The sequence below is a fragment of the Pseudomonas sp. GW823-FHT02C05 genome (assembly GCF_058797595.1).
Genome location: NZ_JBXAJU010000006.1, coordinates 20,667 through 38,717 on the forward strand (window position 1 = coordinate 20,667; position 18,051 = coordinate 38,717).

Here is an 18,051-nt window from a genome sequence, read left to right on the forward strand (position 1 = left end):
CCAAAGCGATCCCCCGGCACCATCGTCACCCCGGGGCCAGACGAAGTAACATCCGCTCCATGACTGCCTCCACCTCTTCCTCGTACATCGGGCGCTTCGCCCCCACTCCCAGCGGCTATCTGCATTTCGGCTCTCTGGTTGCCGCGCTTGCCTCCTATCTTGATGCCCGCGCCGTCGGCGGCCGCTGGCTGCTGCGCATGGAGGACCTTGACCCGCCCAGGGAAGAGCCCGGTGCCCAGGCGGCCATTCTCAAGGCTCTGGAAAGCTACGGCTTCGAATGGGACGGGCAGATGATCCGCCAGAGCGATCGCCACGACGCCTATGGCGAAGTCCTCAATCGCCTGTTCCAGCAGGGCCTGGCCTATGCCTGCACCTGTTCGCGCAAACAGCTGGAGCCCTACCATGGCATTTACCCAGGACTGTGCCGCAACCTCGGCCACGCCCAGGACGACGCCGCGATCCGCCTGCGGGTACCCGAACTGGAGTATCGCTTCGTCGACCGGGTCCAGGGCGAATACCGCCAGCACCTGGGTCGGGAAGTGGGGGACTTCGTGATCCGCCGCCGCGACGGTCTCTACGCTTACCAACTGGCCGTGGTGCTTGACGATGCCTGGCAAGGCATCACTGATATCGTGCGCGGCGCCGACCTGCTGGATTCCACACCGCGCCAGCTGTACCTGCAGGAACTGCTGGGCCTTTCCCAGCCCCGCTACTTGCATGTACCGCTGATCACCCAGCCGGACGGGCACAAACTGGGCAAGTCCTACCGCTCGCCCCCGCTGACCGAGGATCAGGCCCCGCCCCTGCTGCTGCGCGCCCTGCGGGCACTGGGCCAGAAGCCACCGGCCGACCTCGATGGCGCCAGCGTCGCGCAGATAATGGCCTGGGGCATGGCCCACTGGGATGCCGCCCTGATTCCACGCACACTGAGCGTGCCGGAAGCGCAATTAAGCTGACGCCACTTGCAGCTTGGCGCCCATCCGTTACCATCGCCGCACGTTTTCGGGCACGCACACAATAAAGAGAGGCCGAGATGTACATCTATCGCTTGGTCCTGCTCCTGGTAGTGGGGATCTATCTGTTCTCCCCCGCCATCATGGATTGGTGGATCGATGCTACTGGCGCCTGGTATCGCCCGTATCTGCTCTGGCTGATTCTGATCGTCGTGACCTTCATCCTGCAGAGCCAAAAAGATGCCGATGAGCTTTAGCCTGACCCAGATGATCCTGATCAGCGCCGCCTACCTGGCGGTGCTGTTCGGCGTTGCCTGGATCAGTGAGCGCGGGATGATCCCCCGCTCGATCATTCGCCACCCGCTGACCTACACCCTGTCACTCGGGGTCTATGCCAGCGCCTGGGCGTTCTACGGCACGGTCGGCCTGGCCTACCAGTACGGCTATGGCTTCCTGTCCAGTTACCTGGGGGTTTCCGGGGCCTTCCTGCTGGCACCGGTACTGCTCTACCCGATCCTGAAAATCACCCGCACCTACCAGCTGTCATCCCTGGCCGACCTGTTCGCCTTCCGTTTTCGCAGTACCTGGGCCGGTGCGCTGACCACGATCTTCATGCTGATCGGCGTGCTGCCATTACTGGCGCTGCAGATCCAGGCCGTGGCCGACTCCATTGGCATTCTCACCCACGAGCCGGTGCAGCATCGGGTGGCGCTGAGCTTTTGCGCGCTGATCACCTTGTTCACGATCTTCTTCGGCTCGCGGCATATCGCCACCCGGGAAAAACATGAAGGCCTGGTGTTCGCCATTGCCTTTGAATCGGTGATCAAGCTGATCGCCATTGGCGGTGTCGGCCTGTACGCGCTGTACGGGGTATTCGACGGCCCGCAGCAACTGGAACTCTGGCTGCTGCAGAACCAGACTGCCCTTGCCGCACTGCATACACCCCTTCAGGAAGGCCCGTGGCGCACCCTGCTACTGGTGTTCTTCGCCTCGGCGATCGTCATGCCGCACATGTACCACATGACCTTTACCGAGAACCTCAACCCTCGCGCCCTGGTCAGCGCCAGTTGGGGGCTGCCGCTGTTCCTGCTGCTGATGAGCCTGGCAGTGCCGCTGATTCTCTGGGCCGGCCTCAAGCTCGGCGCTACCACCAACCCGGAATACTTCACCCTGGGCATCGGCATCGCCGCCAACAGCCCGGCCCTGGCTCTGCTGGCCTATGTCGGCGGGCTGTCGGCCGCCAGCGGCCTGATCATCGTCACCACCCTGGCGCTCTCGGGGATGGCCCTGAACCACCTGGTGCTGCCGCTCTACCAGCCGCCGGCGGAGGGCAACATCTACCGCTGGCTGAAGTGGACCCGCCGCGCCCTGATCGTCGCCATTATCATGGCCGGCTACGCCTTCTACCTGCTGCTGGGCGCCGAGCAGGACCTGGCCAACCTGGGGATCGTGGCCTTCGTCGCCACCCTGCAATTTCTTCCGGGCGTGCTGTCGGTACTGTACTGGCCAACCGCCAACCGTCGGGGCTTCATCGCCGGCCTGCTGGCGGGGATCCTGGTGTGGCTGGTGACCATGCTGCTGCCGTTGATCGGCAACCTGCAGGGTTTCTACATCCCGCTGCTGAACATGATCTACGTCCTGGACGACACCAGTTGGCATATGGCGGCCATCGCCTCGCTGGCGGCCAACGTCCTGATGTTCACCCTGATCTCGCTGTTCACCAATGCCAGCACCGAGGAGGCCAGCGCTGCCGAAGCCTGTGCCGTGGACAACGTGCGCCGTCCGCAGCGCCGGGAACTGCACGCCGCCTCGCCCCAGGAGTTCGCCACCCAACTGGCCAAGCCGCTGGGGGCCAAGGCAGCCCAGAAGGAAGTGGAGCAGGCCCTGCGTGATCTGTATCTGCCCTTTGACGAACGCCGACCTTACGCCCTGCGGCGCCTGCGCGACCGCATCGAAGCCAACCTGTCCGGGTTGATGGGCCCCAGCGTCGCCCAGGACATGGTGGAAACCTTCCTGCCCTACAAGGCCGGTGGAGAAAACTACGTCACCGAGGACATCCACTTCATCGAAAGCCGGCTGGAGGACTACCACTCACGCCTCACTGGCCTGGCCGCCGAGCTCGATGCCCTGCGCCGCTATCACCGGCAAACCCTGCAAGAGCTGCCGATGGGGGTCTGCTCCCTGGCCAAGGACCAGGAGATCCTCATGTGGAACAAGGCCATGGAGGAGCTCACCGGCATACCTGCCCAGCACGTGGTGGGCTCGCGCCTGAGCACCATTACCAACCCGTGGAAGGACCTGCTGCAGGGCTTTATCAACCTGCCGGACGAACACTTGCACAAACAGCACCTGGCCCTCGATGGCCAGACCCGCTGGCTGAACCTGCACAAGGCCGCCATCGATGAGCCTCTAGCCCCGGGCAACAGCGGCCTGGTACTACTGGTGGAAGACCTGACCGAAACCCAGACCCTGGAAGACAAGCTGGTGCACTCCGAACGCCTGGCCAGCATCGGGCGCCTGGCGGCCGGGGTGGCCCATGAGATCGGCAACCCGATTACCGGCATCGCCTGCCTGGCGCAGAACCTGCGCGAAGAACGGGAAGAGGACGGCGAACTGACGGAAATCAGCGAGCAGATCCTCGAACAGACCAAACGCATCTCGCGCATCGTCCAGTCGCTGATGAGCTTCGCCCACGCCGGCAGCCATCAGCACAACGACGAGGCGGTGTGCCTGGCCGAAGTGGCCCAGGACGCCATTGGCCTGCTGGCGTTGAACCGGCGCAATTTCGAGGTGCAGTTCTTCAACCTGTGCGATCCCGACCACTGGGTCGACGGTGATCCCCAGCGCCTTGCCCAGGTACTGATCAACCTCCTTTCCAACGCCCGCGACGCCTCCCCTCCTGGCAGCGCGGTACGCGTCAAGAGCGAGGCTTTCGAGCACACGGTCGACCTGATCGTGGAGGACGAAGGCAGCGGCATTCCGAAGAACATCATGGACCGATTGTTCGAACCGTTTTTCACCACCAAGGACCCTGGGGAAGGCACCGGTCTGGGCCTTGCACTGGTCTATTCCATCGTTGAAGAGCATTATGGACAAATCACCATCGACAGCCCGGCCGATCCTCAAAGCCAACGCGGCACCCGTATCCGGGTGACTTTACCGCGTCATGTCGAAGCGACGTCCGCTGTGAACTGAGACCGTCGAGAGAATTGAATCAATGCCGCATATTCTGATCGTCGAAGACGAAACCATTATCCGCTCCGCCCTGCGCCGCCTGCTGGAACGCAACCAGTACCAGGTCAGCGAAGCCGGCTCAGTGCAGGAGGCACAGGAACGCTTCAGCATTCCCACTTTCGATCTGATCGTCAGTGACTTGCGCCTGCCAGGCGCCCCGGGCACCGAATTGATCAAGCTCGGCCAGGGCACTCCGGTGCTGATCATGACCAGCTACGCCAGCCTGCGCTCAGCCGTGGACTCGATGAAAATGGGCGCGGTGGACTACATCGCCAAGCCGTTCGATCACGATGAAATGCTCCAGGCCGTGGCGCGGATCCTGCGGGATCGGCAAAGCGCCGAAAATGCCCCGCCAGACCGTCCGGCCGCCAAGGCTGGCGCCACTGCGGAGCGGGCCGGTGCGGGCAACAACAATGGCGAAATCGGCATCATCGGTTCCTGCGCTCCCATGCAGGATCTGTACAGCAAGATCCGCAAAGTGGCGCCCACTGACTCCAATGTACTGATTCAGGGTGAATCCGGTACCGGCAAGGAACTGGTAGCCCGGGCCCTGCACAACCTGTCCAAGCGTGCCAAGGCACCGATGATTTCGGTGAACTGCGCAGCCATTCCGGAAACCCTGATCGAGTCCGAACTGTTCGGCCACGAGAAAGGCGCGTTCACCGGGGCCAGCGCCGGCCGTGCCGGCCTGGTAGAAGCTGCGGACGGCGGCACCCTGTTCCTCGACGAGATTGGCGAGCTACCGCTGGAGGCGCAGGCGCGATTGCTGCGAGTACTGCAGGAAGGCGAGATCCGCCGTGTCGGCTCGGTACAGTCACAGAAAGTCGATGTGCGCCTGATTGCAGCCACTCACCGCGACCTGAAAAGCCTGTCGAAAATAGGCCAGTTCCGTGAAGACCTGTACTACCGCCTGCACGTGATTGCCCTGAAACTGCCGGCCCTGCGTGAGCGCGGTGCAGACGTCAATGAAATTGCCAATGCCTTTCTGGCCCGCCAGAGCGCACGCGTCGGCCGCACGGACCTTAAGTTCGCCGCCGATGCAGAACAGGCCATCCGCCATTACTCCTGGCCGGGGAACGTGCGCGAACTGGAGAACGCTGTCGAGCGTGCGGTCATTCTGTGCGAAAGCCCGGAAATCTCGGCCGACCTGCTGGGCATCGACATCGAACTGAGCGACCTGGAAGACGACGACTTCGTCGGCCTGCCCCCACAAGCGGGTAACACCAGCCACGAACCGACCGAAGACCTGTCCCTGGAGGACTACTTCCAGCACTTCGTCCTCGAACACCAGGACCACATGACCGAGACCGAGCTGGCACGCAAACTGGGCGTCAGCCGCAAATGCCTGTGGGAACGTCGTCAGCGCCTGGGCATCCCACGGCGCAAGAGTGGGGTCGCCAGCGAAAGCTGAACCACGGCTGACGAAAACGCGGGTAACACTCGCTTTTGTGAAAAAAACTGTTACCTGCTCCATCGCACGTAACAGGAACCGGGGCTAAAGGTAACGAAGCCCCGGTTTTTTTTGCCCTGAAAAACACCCAACGGCACGCCTAACCCCTTGTTTTACTGGGGATCGCAAAAGTTGGCACGGCACCTGCTATATGTTTAGTACAAGAACAATAACAAGCAATGCACAAGACAATAAAAATAAGACGAATCGACTCACGCATAATAAAAACAACACGGCGGAGGCGCAGCTAACTGATTCTTTTGGAGAGGCGTTGTATTTGGGGCTTGCCCCACAACCAGGCCGAGAACAACAAAAACTGCCCTAAGGCAGAGCCTGAACTGGTTGGATCGAAAGGTCATTGCAACTCAGCGATCAAAGCAATCCGTTTGCTCTTGGCTCCCGATTGGGAGGGTCATCCTGGGTAAACCAGATGACAAGGGCGTTTAACAAAAACAAGAAGCCCGAAACCAATAATAAAAATAGAGCACGCAACTATTCTGGGGGAGCTTCGGCTCCCCTTGTGGTTTCCGGAATTCGTGTTTTCACTCCCCCGCCCCCCATCCAACCTCACCAAACCGCAGCTCAGCGCCAGCCTGTACAAGTCGCGGCAGCTTCCTACACCATCCTTCGACTAAATGCTAGAATCCCCGCCCATCATGCGGCCACTCTTCGTTTTGGCCGAATATTCCTTCAAACAGTGCATCCCATGCTGAAGAAGCTGTTCCAGTCATTCCGTTCTCCCTTGCGTCGTACGCAACATAAACGCAGCACGCCTGAAGTGCTCAATAGCAGCCAGCATTCGCTGCAACGTGCCCAGTTCAGCCGGTATGCGGTGAATATCGTCGAACGCCTGCAGAACGCCGGCTACCAGGCCTACCTGGTGGGTGGCTGCGTGCGCGACATGCTGCTCAATATCACCCCCAAGGACTTCGACGTCGCCACCAGTGCCACGCCGGAACAGGTCAAGGCCGAGTTCCGTAACGCGCGCATCATTGGTCGGCGTTTCAAGCTGGTGCACATCCACTTCGGTCGCGAAATCATCGAAGTTGCGACTTTCCGCGCCAATCACCCGCAAAACGAAGACGACGAGGACAGTAACCAGTCATCGCGCAACGAAAGCGGGCGGATCCTGCGGGACAACGTCTATGGCACCCTGGAAGAGGACGCGCAACGTCGCGACTTCACCATCAATGCCCTGTACTACGATCCGGTCAGCGAACGCATTCTCGATTACGCCAATGGCGTACACGACATTCGCAACAACCTGATCCGCCTGATCGGCGATCCTCGCCAGCGTTATCAGGAAGACCCGGTACGTATGCTTCGAGCAGTACGCTTTGCAGCGAAACTGAACTTCGGCATCGAGAAACACACCGCCGCGCCCATTCGCGAACTGGCACCGATGCTGCGGGAAATCCCCTCGGCGCGCCTGTTCGAAGAAGTGCTCAAGCTGTTCCTCTCCGGCTACGCGGCGGACACCTTCGAAATGCTGGTGGACCTGCAACTGTTCGACCCGTTGTTCCCGGCCAGCGCCGAAGCCCTGGAGTACAACCCGACCTACACCCATACGCTGATCAGCGAAGCCTTGGTCAACACCGACCTGCGGATCAAGCAGAACAAGCCGGTGACCCCAGCCTTCCTGTTCGCCGCCCTGCTCTGGCCAGCCCTGCCGGCCCGGGTGCTGCGCCTGCAGGAGCGTGGCATGCCGCCGATTCCGGCCATGCAGGAAGCCGCCCACGAGCTGATCGCCGAACAGTGCCAGCGCATCGCTATTCCCAAGCGCTTCACCATGCCGATCCGCGAAATCTGGGATATGCAGGAACGCCTGCCACGGCGCAGCGGCAAGCGCGCCGACCAGTTGCTGGACAATCCGCGCTTCCGCGCCGGCTACGACTTCCTGCTGCTGCGCGAAAGCGCCGGCGAGCAGACCGATGGCCTGGGAGAATGGTGGACCGACTATCAGGACGCCAATGACGCCGAACGCCGCGACATGATCCGCGACCTCAGCGGCAAGGAAGACGCCAGTGGCGCGCCACGCAAGCGCCGGCGCAGCAGCGGTGCCAAGCGCAAGCGCAGCAGCGGCGCATCGGGCGAGTAATAGATGGAACGCATCTATATCGGCATGGGCAGCAACCTGGCAGCCCCTGAAGCACAACTGCGCAGTGCCATCGAGGCCCTCGCGCAGTTGCCCGAAAGCCGCCTGCACGGCGTATCGGCCTTCTACCAGAGCGACTCATTGCTCCCAGGCCAGCCACGCTATACCAACGCCGTCGCGGCGCTGGACAGCGCGCTGGCGCCGCTAGCCCTGCTGGACGCCTTGCAGGCCATCGAAAACCAGCAAGGCCGCGAGCGAAATGAGCGCTGGGGCCCACGTACCCTGGATCTGGACATCCTGTTGTTCGGCGATCGACTGATCGACGAACCCCGCCTCAAAGTCCCCCATTACCACATGCAGGCACGCCCCTTCGTGCTCTACCCGTTGGCGGAACTAGCCCCTGCCGACCTGCAACTGGCTGACGGCCGCACCCTGCACGAACTGCTCGCTGCCTGCCCATTTGTCGGCCTGGAACGCCTGGCCTGACCGCTGAAACGCATCAGTAACGGCGGTAACACTGGCAGCGTAACAATGCGGTAACACATCTAATTGACTTCCCGAGTTCTCCTCACGACTATAGGCGTCCCGTTGCCGCCATCACGGCGCTAAAGGGCGCAATTCAAGTGAGGCCGGTTCGCGGCGAGCCCGGGAAACGCCAGGCAGGGGCAGTTGTGCAACGGCGGTGGCACCCGCTGGCATGGCACCTCTTCTGGGCACAGAATGATGGGCCCGACGCCACAGGCGCGACTCCCGCAAGCCCGTTCAAATCGCTTGGAACCAGGCTGTATAAGCACGACAAAAGACCGTGCGCCTGAATAACGAAGAATCACGCGCGTTACTCGCAGTAGTTTCCAAAGCGCCTGAAATGAGGACCCCTTTCATGCCAGATATCACTCTGACCACCCTGCAAAGCCTCAAGCAGAAAGGTGAGAAAATCACCATGCTGACCTGCTACGACGCCACCTTCGCCCACACCTGCTGCGAGGCAGGCGTCGAAGTCCTGCTGGTAGGCGACTCCCTGGGCATGGTGCTGCAAGGACACGACAGCACCCTGCCCGTCAGCACCGCTGACATGGCCTATCACGTCGCGGCGGTCAAGCGCGGCAACAACGGGGCACTGATCCTGGCCGACCTGCCATTCATGTCCTACGCCACCACTGAACAGGCCCTGAGCAGTTCGGCCCAGCTGATGCAGGCCGGCGCCCATATGCTCAAGATCGAAGGCGCAGCCTGGCTGGCCGATCCGGTGCGCCTGCTGAACGAGCGTGGAGTGCCGGTCTGCGTGCACATGGGGCTGACGCCACAGACCGTGAACGTTCTGGGCGGCTACAAGGTCCAGGGCCGCAATGAAAGCCAGGCGCGGCAGATGCGTGCCGATGCCATCGCCCTGGAGCAGGCCGGCGCGGCAATGCTGCTGCTGGAGTGCGTGCCCAGTGAGCTGGCGGCGGAAATCACCCAGGCGGTGAAGATCCCGGTAATAGGTATCGGTGCCGGCAATGCTACCGACGGTCAGGTCCTGGTGCTCCACGACATGCTGGGGCTGTCCCTCAGCGGCCGCTCGCCGAAGTTCGTGAAGAACTTCATGGCAGGCAAGGACAGTATCCAGGCCGCCTTGAGCGCCTATGTCGAAGAAGTCAAAGCCGTCACCTTCCCTGGCGCCGAACACGGGTTCTCTGCATGAATACAGTCAAAACCGTGCGCGAATTGCGCGCCGCGGTCGCCCGCGCGCGCAGTGAGGGCAAGCGGATCGGCTTCGTGCCCACCATGGGCAACCTGCACAGTGGCCACGCCGCCCTGGTGGCCAAAGCCGCCCAGCGGGTGGACTTCGTGGTCGCCAGCATCTTCGTCAACCCACTGCAGTTCGGTGCCGGCGAAGACCTGGACAAGTACCCACGCACCCTCGCCGCCGACCAGGAAAAATTGCTGGAAGCCGGTTGCCACCTGCTGTTTGCCCCCACCGTCGAAGAAATGTACCCCGACGGCATGGCCGGGCAGACCCGGGTCAGCGTTCCCCAGCTGTCCGAAGGCCTGTGCGGCGCCAGCCGTCCCGGGCATTTCGAAGGCGTGGCTACAGTGGTCAGCAAGCTGTTCAACATGGTCCAGCCCGATCTCGCGGTGTTTGGCCAGAAGGACTACCAACAGTTGGCAGTGATTCGGGCCCTGGTGCACGACCTGAACATGCCGATCCAGATCATCGGTGAGCCAACGGTACGTGCCGCCGACGGCCTCGCCCTGTCGTCGCGCAACGGCTACCTGAGCGAAGAGCAGCGCGCTATCGCCCCGGTGCTGTACCGCAGCCTGAGCCAGATTGCCCAGGCCATCAGGAACGGCGAACGCGACTATCCCAAGCTTGTGGCCGAACAACAGCAGCAGCTTGAAGCCGCCGGTCTGCGCCGTGACTACCTGGAAATCCGCCAGGCACAGAACCTGCGTCCAGCCACCGCGCAAGACCGTGAACTGGTGATTCTTGTGGCAGCCTATCTGGGCGCGACACGGTTGATCGACAACCTGCACCTGGACCTCGACACACCGGCATGAACGCCCGATTGCCCGAACTCCAACCTTCGGGCAAACTGCCGCCGGCTGGGGCCTGCAGCCCATGACTGCGGGCCCCGTTCAAGGATCCGCCCCAGGGAACACCCCATGTACACCATCATGTTCAAGGCCAAGGTCGGTGATCGAGCGACCCTCTGTACCTATGCTCCCTGCAGTGAAGCCGAACTGCTCGGTTTCAAGCCGCGCATGCTGCACATGGCCCCTGGCAATGAGCAGAGCCTTACCAGCCCTGCGATTGCAGATCAGGTCGCCTGACGCTTCCCCCTATTTCTACCCATTGAAAGCCCGAATCCAGACCAGGCAGGCCCGCTGAGTACAAAATAGTACTGGCCACCAGTCGGACAAAGCCAAGACAGAACAGCACGCCGGGGTTACTGTTATCCCCCCGAGTGATTAAACGTATCAGCACAGGGCCGGCCCAACGGGTCCTTGAGACCGCGCAGGACGTTCCGGGCTTTTCAGTGTCCAAAAGGCAGTTCAAGCAAAAGGAAAACCGCAGCGATGGCGTACTACCGCACTCCTCATGACGTTACCGCTCTGCCCGCCTGGCAAGCGTTGAAAGACCACCGCCAAGCCATGCAGGATTTCAGCATGCGCGAGGCGTTCAATGCCGATCCGCAGCGCTTCAGCCAATTCACCCTGAGCAGCTGCGGGCTGTTTCTCGACTATTCGAAGAACCTGATCACCAGCGAAACCCGCGACCTGCTGGTGAACCTGGCCAAGGAAGTCGGCCTTTCAGACGCCATCAAGTCCATGATCACCGGCGAACTGGTCAACGCTTCCGAAGGCCGCCCGGCCTTGCACACCGCACTGCGCCGCCCGGTGGGCGACAAGCTGTCGGTGAACGGTGTCAACGTGATGCCCGAAGTGCACAAGGTACTGAACCAGATCACCGAGCTGGTGGGCCGCATCCACGACGGCCTGTGGCGCGGCTACACCGAGAAGCCCATCACCGACGTGGTGAACATCGGCATCGGCGGCTCCTTCCTCGGCCCGGAGCTGGTTTCCGAAGCGCTGTTGTCCTACGCCCAGAAAGGCGTGCGCTGCCATTACCTGGCGAACATCGATGGCAGCGAGTTCCATGAGCTTTCTGCGAAAATCCGTGCAGAAACTACGCTATTCATCGTTTCCTCCAAGTCTTTCAATACCCTCGAAACCCTGAAGAACGCCCAGGCAGCACGGGCCTGGTACCTGGCCCAGGGCGGCTCGGAGGCCGAACTGCACCGCCACTTCATCGCCGTGTCGAGCAACAATGCGGCGGCAGTGGCCTTCGGCATTCGCGAAGAGAACATCTTCCCGATGTGGGACTGGGTCGGCGGGCGCTACTCGCTGTGGTCCGCCATCGGCCTGCCGATCGCCCTGGCCATCGGCATGTCCAACTTCAAGGAGCTGCTGTCCGGTGCCTACACCATGGACCAGCATTTCCAGAGCGCCCCATTCGAACAGAACATGCCGGTGCTGCTGGCGCTGCTGGGCGTGTGGTACGGCAATTTCTGGGGCGCGCAGAGCCACGCGATCCTGCCGTACGACCACTACCTGCGCAACATCACCAAGCACTTGCAACAATTGGACATGGAATCCAACGGCAAGAGCGTGCGCCAGGACGGCACCCCGGTGGCCACCGATACCGGCCCGGTGATCTGGGGCGGCGTGGGCTGCAACGGCCAGCATGCCTACCACCAGTTGCTGCACCAGGGGACCCAGTTGATTCCGGCCGACTTCATCGTGCCGATCGTCAGCTTCAACCCGGTGGCCGACCACCATCAGTGGCTGTACGCCAACTGCCTGTCCCAGAGCCAGGCACTGATGCTGGGCAAGACCCGCGCCGAAGCCGAGAGCGAACTGCGCGAGAAAGGCCTGAGCGAAGCCGAAATCGCGAAACTGGCACCGCACAAGGTGATTCCCGGCAACCGTCCGAGCAACACCCTGGTGGTGGAGCGCATCAGCCCGCGGCGCCTTGGCGCACTGGTGGCGCTGTATGAACACAAGGTCTTCGTGCAAAGCGTGGTCTGGGGCATCAACGCCTTCGACCAGTGGGGCGTGGAGCTGGGCAAGGAGCTGGGCAAAGGCGTCTACAACCGCCTGGTCGGCAGCGACGAAACCCTGGCCGACGACGCATCGACCCAAGGCCTGATCAACTACTTCCGCGGCCGTCACCGCGGCTGATCGACCCTGTCACCCCAGGAGCCGGCCACACCGGCTCCTGTCCGGGCCCCGGCCCTTCCCCACTTGAACCTTCCCGGCACTTGTGCGCACCCTTATGACTTGTCGCAAAACAAGAATAAGGAACCGTCATGTTCGATATCAGCACTTTTCCGAAAGCCGATGCCGTCCGCCGGGCGGCACAAATGAGCCAGGACGACTACCACCACCTCTACCGCCAGTCCATTGAGCAGCCGGACCAGTTCTGGGCCGAGCAGGCCAGGCGTTTCCTGCACTGGAGCAGCCCCTGGGACAGCGTCCACAGCCACGACATGCGCACCGGCGAGGCCAACTGGTTTCGCGGTGGCCAACTCAACGTCAGCAACAACTGCATCGACCGTCATCTGGAAAAACGCGGCAATCAGGCGGCGATCATCTGGGAAGGTGACAACCCGGCAGACTCCCAGCGCATCACCTACCAGGAACTCCACGACCGGGTCTGCCGCCTGGCCAACGTGCTGAAAAGCCGTGGCGTGAAGAAGGGCGACCGGGTGTGCATCTACATGCCGATGATTCCCGAAGTGGCCTACGCCATGCTCGCCTGCACCCGGATCGGCGCGGTGCATTCGGTGGTGTTCGGCGGCTTTTCGCCGGAGGCCCTGCGCGACCGCATTCTCAACGCCGACTGCCGCACCGTGATCACCGCCGATGAAGGCGTGCGCGGCGGCAAACTGATTCCGCTGAAGAGCAACGTCGACAAGGCCCTGCTCAGTTGCCCGGATGTCAGCAGCGTGCTGGTGGTCGAACGCTCCCGCAACCCGGTGAACTGGGTGCCAGATCGCGACATTTCCTATGAACAGGCCGTGGCTGGCGCCAGCAACCAATGCGCCACCGAGCCGATGGACGCCGAAGACCCGCTGTTCATCCTCTACACCTCCGGCAGCACCGGCAAACCCAAGGGCGTGCTGCACACCACCGGCGGCTACCTGCTACAGGCCGCCATGACCTTCAAGTACGTGCTGGACTACCGCGACGGCGAAGTCTTCTGGTGCACCGCCGACGTCGGCTGGGTCACCGGCCACAGCTACATCCTCTACGGCCCCCTGGCCAACGGCGCGACCACGCTGATCTTCGAAGGTGTGCCCAACTACCCCAGCACCTCGCGTTTCTGGGAGGTGGTGGACAAGCATCAGGTGAACATCTTCTACACCGCGCCCACCGCTCTGCGTGCCCTGATGCGCGAAGGCAGCGCCCCGCTACAGAACACCTCCCGCGCCAGCCTGCGCTTGCTCGGCAGCGTCGGCGAGCCGATCAACCCGGAAGCCTGGGAGTGGTATTTCAACGTGGTCGGCGAACAACGCTGCCCGATTGTCGATACCTGGTGGCAGACCGAAACCGGCGGCATCATGCTCAGCCCCCTGGTCAGCGCCCGGCAGATCAAGCCCGGATGCGCCTCGACCCCGATGTTCGGCGTACAACCGGTGCTGCTGGACGACCAGGGCAAGGAAATCCATGGGGCAGGCAGCGGCATCCTGGCAATCAAGGCCAGTTGGCCGGCGCAGATACGTAGCGTCTATGGCGATCCCAAGCGCATGGTCGAAACCTATTTCGCTCCCTACCCCGGCTATTACTTCACCGGTGATGGTGCCCGGCGCGACGAGGATGGTAGCTACTGGATCACCGGGCGCATCGACGACGTGATCAACGTTTCCGGGCACCGCATCGGCACCGCCGAAGTGGAAAGCGCCCTGGTGCTGCACGACAGCATCGCCGAAGCGGCGGTGGTCGGTTACCCCCATGATCTCAAGGGCCAGGGAATCTATGCCTTCGTCACACCGATGCAGGGCGTCGAGCCCGACGAGGCACTGAAGAAGGAACTGCTGGCCCTGGTCAGCCGCGAGATCGGCAGTTTCGCCAAGCCGGAGCTGATCCAGTGGGCTCCGGCCCTGCCGAAAACTCGCTCGGGCAAGATCATGCGGCGTATCCTGCGCAAGATCGCCTGCAACGAACTGGATACCCTGGGTGACACTTCGACCCTGGCGGACCCCAGCGTGGTGGACGGCCTGATCGACAAACGCCTGAACGTTTGAAACCGGCGCGGCATCCGCCGCGCTTCTTTTTTAAATAGCCACACCGAGCTGTCATGGAATTCATTCGCAGCCGCATCGAAAGCCAGGTCATGAGCCTGTCCGGCCTGTCTCTGGGCCAACTCGACCTGGAACATCCCAAAGGTGACCCCGGCCTGTTCGGGCCGGGGTCCGTCAGTTGGCAGGTGCACGCCGACTTCAGCAGCATGCTGATCGGCGGCATCAGCGCCCTGTTGATGCAGGCCCTGCATCCTCTGGCCTTGGCCGGCGTCTGGGATCACTCGAACTTTCGCCAAGACATGATCGGCCGCCTGCGCCGCACCGGGCAGTTCATCTCCGGCACCACCTTCGGCTCCCGCCAGGACGCCGAATGGCTGATCGACAAGGTACGCAGCATTCACTTGCACATAGTCGGCACCGCCCCCGATGGCCGCCCCTATGCCGCCAGCGACCCCGATCTGCTGACCTGGGTTCACGTGGCTGAGGTCAGCAGCTTTCTTGCCGCGCACTTGCGTTACCTCAACCCTCATCTTTCCGGGGCTGACCAGGATCGCTACTACGACGAGATCGCCCTGATCGCCGAACGCCTGGGAGCCCGGGACGTGCCGCGCTCGCGACGCGCCGTGGCCGACTACCTGCAGGCCATGCGCCCCCAACTGCTCTGCGACCAGCGCAGCCGGGAAGTCCTGCGCCTGCTGCTGGCTGCCCCAGCCCCCAGCCGCCTGGCCAAACCCTTCGGGTCGTTGATGATGCAGGCCGGCATCGACCTGCTGCCGGACTGGGCCAGCGCCATGCTCGAGGTCAATCAGAACCCGCTGCAACGCCAACTGATTCGTGCCAGCGTCAAGCGCAGCACGCCGATGCTGCGCTGGGCGGTACGGGACAGTTCCGTGCACCGGGCGAAACGACGCATGGGCCTGTAAAAACCGACCGTTCAAGCACAACCCGACCGGCCGGTTCGCGATTGGCCGGCTCCCGGGGTTGTGTGCAACCATGATTTCGCCAATTTCCAGTGCCTGTGCCGCCCGGCCAACACCCGCACCACGCCACAGGTCCCCGCCACCGAACACAAGGACCCGATCATGCAAGACGTCGTAATCGTTGCCGCCACCCGCACCGCCGTGGGCAGTTTCCAGGGCTCCCTGGCGAACATTCCCGCCGTTGACCTGGGCGCCGCGGTCATCCGCCAATTGCTGGCCCAGACCGGCATCGACCCGGCCCAGGTCGACGAAGTGCTCATGGGCCAGGTGCTCACCGCCGGCGCCGGGCAGAACCCCGCCCGCCAGGCCGCGATCAAGGCCGGCCTGCCCCACGCGGTACCCGCCATGACCCTGAACAAGGTCTGCGGCTCCGGCCTCAAGGCCCTGCACCTGGGCGCCCAGGCCATCCGCTGCGGCGATGCCGAGGTGATCATCGCCGGCGGCCAGGAAAACATGAGCCTGTCCAACTACGTGCTGCCCGGCGCCCGCACCGGCCTGCGCATGGGCCACAGCCAGATGGTCGACTCCATGATCAGCGACGGCCTGTGGGACGCCTTCAACGACTATCACATGGGCATCACCGCCGAGAACCTGGTGGAGAAATACGGCATCAGCCGTGAAGCCCAGGACGCCTTCGCCGCCGCTTCCCAACAGAAAGCCGCAGCAGCCATCGAGGCCGGGCGCTTTGTCGACGAGATCACCCCGATCCAGATTCCCCAGCGCAAGGGCGACCCCCTGACCTTCGCCACCGACGAGCAGCCACGCCCCGGCACCACCGCCGAAGCCCTGGCCAAGCTCAAGCCCGCGTTCAAGAAAGACGGCAGCGTCACCGCCGGCAACGCCTCGGCGCTGAACGACGGCGCTGCCGCGGTGATGCTGATGAGCGCCAGCAAGGCCCGGGCCCTGGGCCTGCCGGTGCTGGCAAAAATTGCCGCCTACGCCAACGCCGGCGTCGACCCGGCGATCATGGGCATCGGCCCGGTCTCGGCCACCCGCCGCTGCCTGGACAAGGCCGGCTGGACCCTGGACCAGCTGGACCTGATCGAAGCCAACGAAGCCTTCGCCGCGCAGTCGCTGTCGGTGGCCAAGGAGCTGGAATGGGACGCCAGCAAGGTCAACGTCAACGGCGGTGCGATCGCCATCGGCCACCCGATTGGTGCATCGGGCTGCCGGGTGCTGGTGACCCTGCTGCATGAAATGATCAAGCGTGATGCCAAAAAGGGCCTGGCCACCCTGTGCATCGGCGGCGGCCAGGGCGTGGCCCTGGCGATCGAGCGCTAACCTCCGCGCAAAACCGCCCTCCTTGTAGGAGCTGGCTTGCCAGCGAAGGCGCCCGTGAGAGCGCTTTCGCCAGCAAGCTGGCTCCTACGGGGAAGACGTGCGCATGATCGTCTTTGCCAGCAAGCTGGCTCCTACAACGGACGGGACGCTGGTAAACTGCCGCGCCTCACTCCTCAGCTCCAAGGCGCTCCGCATGTCCTCCTTGAATCAGGCGCTGCGCGCCGCTCTCGATCACCGCCAGGACCTGCTCGCCGAGCTGCATCAGCAAGGCACCGATTGCTATCGCCTGTTCCACGGCAGCCAGGAGGGTGCCGGCGGCCTGACCATCGACCGCTATGGCCCGCAATTGCTGGTACAGAGCTTTCACCAGACGCTGGAACGCGACGCCCTGCTGCAACTGCACGACAGCATCAATCAGCATCTGAACCTGTCGACCCTGCTGGTCTACAACGACCGCTCCCGGGGCAACTCGCGGATCGACCGCGAAGACTCGGTGTACCGCGCCGAAGAGGCTGCCCTGGAGGACCTGGTTGGCCACGAATGGGGCCTGAATTACCGCGTGCGTGGACGCCACGCCGGGCAGGACCCGCTATTGTTTCTCGACCTGCGCAACGCCCGTGGCTGGGTCAAGCAACACAGCGCGGGTAAAAGCGTGCTCAACCTCTTCGCCTACACCTGTGGCGTAGGCCTCAGCGCCGCAGCTGGCGGCGCGCGCGAGGTGTGCAACCTGGACTTCGCCGAGGGCAACCTGGCCGTCGGACGGGAGAACGGCCAGCTCAACCCGCAACTGCCACAGATGCAGTTCGTACAGTCGGACTATTTCCCGGCCATTCGCCAACTGGCGGGCCTGCCCATCAGCCAGCGCCGCGGGCAGAAACTGCCCAGCTATCCGCGCCTTGAACAGCGCCAGTACGACCTGGTACTGCTGGACCCGCCAGCCTGGGCCAAGAGCGCCTTCGGTACGGTCGACCTGCTGCGTGATTACCAGAGCCTGCTCAAGCCGGCACTGCTGGCCACCGCCGAAGACGGCGTGCTGATCTGCTGCAACAACCTGGCCAAGGTCTCGATGCCGGACTGGCGTGAACAAGTATTGCGCTGCGCCGAGAAGGCCGGGCGTCCGGTGCGCGACTGCCAGGTCCTGGTACCCGCCGCGGACTTCCCTTCCCAAGACGGGCAACCCCCACTGAAAACCTTGATCCTGCAACTTTGACCAAGAGCAGGAAATCTGAACAATCCTGAAGACTGGAGTGGTTTCGGAACCGTAAACGCGTGC

At 63.0% G+C, this 18,051-nt stretch carries 13 protein-coding genes and 1 pseudogene; all 14 read left to right on the forward strand.

Annotated features, from left to right (window positions below; genetic code table 11):
* Positions 1 to 59 precede the first annotated feature (59 nt).
* The 14 genes and pseudogenes from gluQRS to AC1RGE_RS28500 all read left to right on the forward strand — a co-directional run bounded on the left by gluQRS (position 60) and on the right by AC1RGE_RS28500 (position 17,988).
* On the forward strand, positions 60 to 956 hold the full coding sequence (gene gluQRS, locus AC1RGE_RS28435) for a tRNA glutamyl-Q(34) synthetase GluQRS (protein ID WP_011063505.1): 897 nt from the start codon (positions 60 to 62) through the stop codon (positions 954 to 956).
* A gap of 77 nt (positions 957 to 1,033) precedes the next feature.
* Positions 1,034 to 1,210 (forward strand): hypothetical protein, encoded by a 177-nt coding sequence (locus tag AC1RGE_RS28440; protein ID WP_003176118.1) that lies wholly within the window; start codon positions 1,034 to 1,036, stop codon positions 1,208 to 1,210.
* A complete protein-coding gene (locus AC1RGE_RS28445) occupies positions 1,194 to 4,148 on the forward strand; it encodes a sensor histidine kinase (protein ID WP_011063507.1) in 2,955 nt (984 codons plus the stop codon). Before AC1RGE_RS28440 ends, AC1RGE_RS28445 begins: the two co-directional genes overlap by 17 nt.
* A gap of 22 nt (positions 4,149 to 4,170) precedes the next feature.
* Positions 4,171 to 5,598, forward strand: coding sequence for a sigma-54-dependent transcriptional regulator (locus tag AC1RGE_RS28450; protein ID WP_011063508.1), 1,428 nt, complete (start codon positions 4,171 to 4,173; stop codon positions 5,596 to 5,598).
* 745 nt (positions 5,599 to 6,343) lie between these two features.
* Complete coding sequence (locus tag AC1RGE_RS28455) at positions 6,344 to 7,735, forward strand: polynucleotide adenylyltransferase PcnB (RefSeq protein ID WP_011063509.1); 1,392 nt, start codon at positions 6,344 to 6,346, stop codon at positions 7,733 to 7,735.
* Positions 7,736 to 7,738: 3 nt separating this feature from the next.
* Positions 7,739 to 8,218, forward strand: a complete 480-nt coding sequence (gene folK, locus AC1RGE_RS28460) for a 2-amino-4-hydroxy-6-hydroxymethyldihydropteridine diphosphokinase (RefSeq protein ID WP_011063510.1) — start codon at positions 7,739 to 7,741, stop codon at positions 8,216 to 8,218.
* A 394-nt stretch (positions 8,219 to 8,612) separates the two neighbouring features.
* A complete protein-coding gene (panB, locus tag AC1RGE_RS28465; RefSeq protein ID WP_492585436.1) occupies positions 8,613 to 9,413 on the forward strand; it encodes a 3-methyl-2-oxobutanoate hydroxymethyltransferase in 801 nt (266 codons plus the stop codon).
* Entirely contained in the window at positions 9,410 to 10,270 is an 861-nt protein-coding gene (panC, locus tag AC1RGE_RS28470; protein WP_011063512.1) for a pantoate--beta-alanine ligase, read from the forward strand. Before panB ends, panC begins: the two co-directional genes overlap by 4 nt.
* Before the next feature lie 123 nt (positions 10,271 to 10,393).
* A pseudogene (locus tag AC1RGE_RS28475) lies at positions 10,394 to 10,543 on the forward strand (aspartate 1-decarboxylase); the annotation flags it as partial.
* 246 nt (positions 10,544 to 10,789) lie between these two features.
* Positions 10,790 to 12,454: a glucose-6-phosphate isomerase gene (gene pgi / locus AC1RGE_RS28480; protein ID WP_011063513.1), complete on the forward strand. Its 1,665-nt coding sequence runs from the start codon at positions 10,790 to 10,792 to the stop codon at positions 12,452 to 12,454.
* Positions 12,455 to 12,582: 128 nt separating this feature from the next.
* The gene (gene acs, locus AC1RGE_RS28485; RefSeq protein WP_492585438.1) at positions 12,583 to 14,520 is read left to right on the forward strand and encodes an acetate--CoA ligase; all 1,938 of its coding nucleotides are present in this window, start codon (positions 12,583 to 12,585) and stop codon (positions 14,518 to 14,520) included.
* Between the two features lie 53 nt (positions 14,521 to 14,573).
* Complete coding sequence (locus AC1RGE_RS28490) at positions 14,574 to 15,440, forward strand: oxygenase MpaB family protein (RefSeq protein WP_011063515.1); 867 nt, start codon at positions 14,574 to 14,576, stop codon at positions 15,438 to 15,440.
* 159 nt (positions 15,441 to 15,599) lie between these two features.
* Positions 15,600 to 16,778, forward strand: a complete 1,179-nt coding sequence (locus AC1RGE_RS28495; protein WP_401154766.1) for an acetyl-CoA C-acetyltransferase — start codon at positions 15,600 to 15,602, stop codon at positions 16,776 to 16,778.
* A gap of 193 nt (positions 16,779 to 16,971) precedes the next feature.
* The gene (locus AC1RGE_RS28500) at positions 16,972 to 17,988 is read left to right on the forward strand and encodes a class I SAM-dependent rRNA methyltransferase (RefSeq protein ID WP_011063517.1); all 1,017 of its coding nucleotides are present in this window, start codon (positions 16,972 to 16,974) and stop codon (positions 17,986 to 17,988) included.
* Positions 17,989 to 18,051 lie beyond the last annotated feature (63 nt).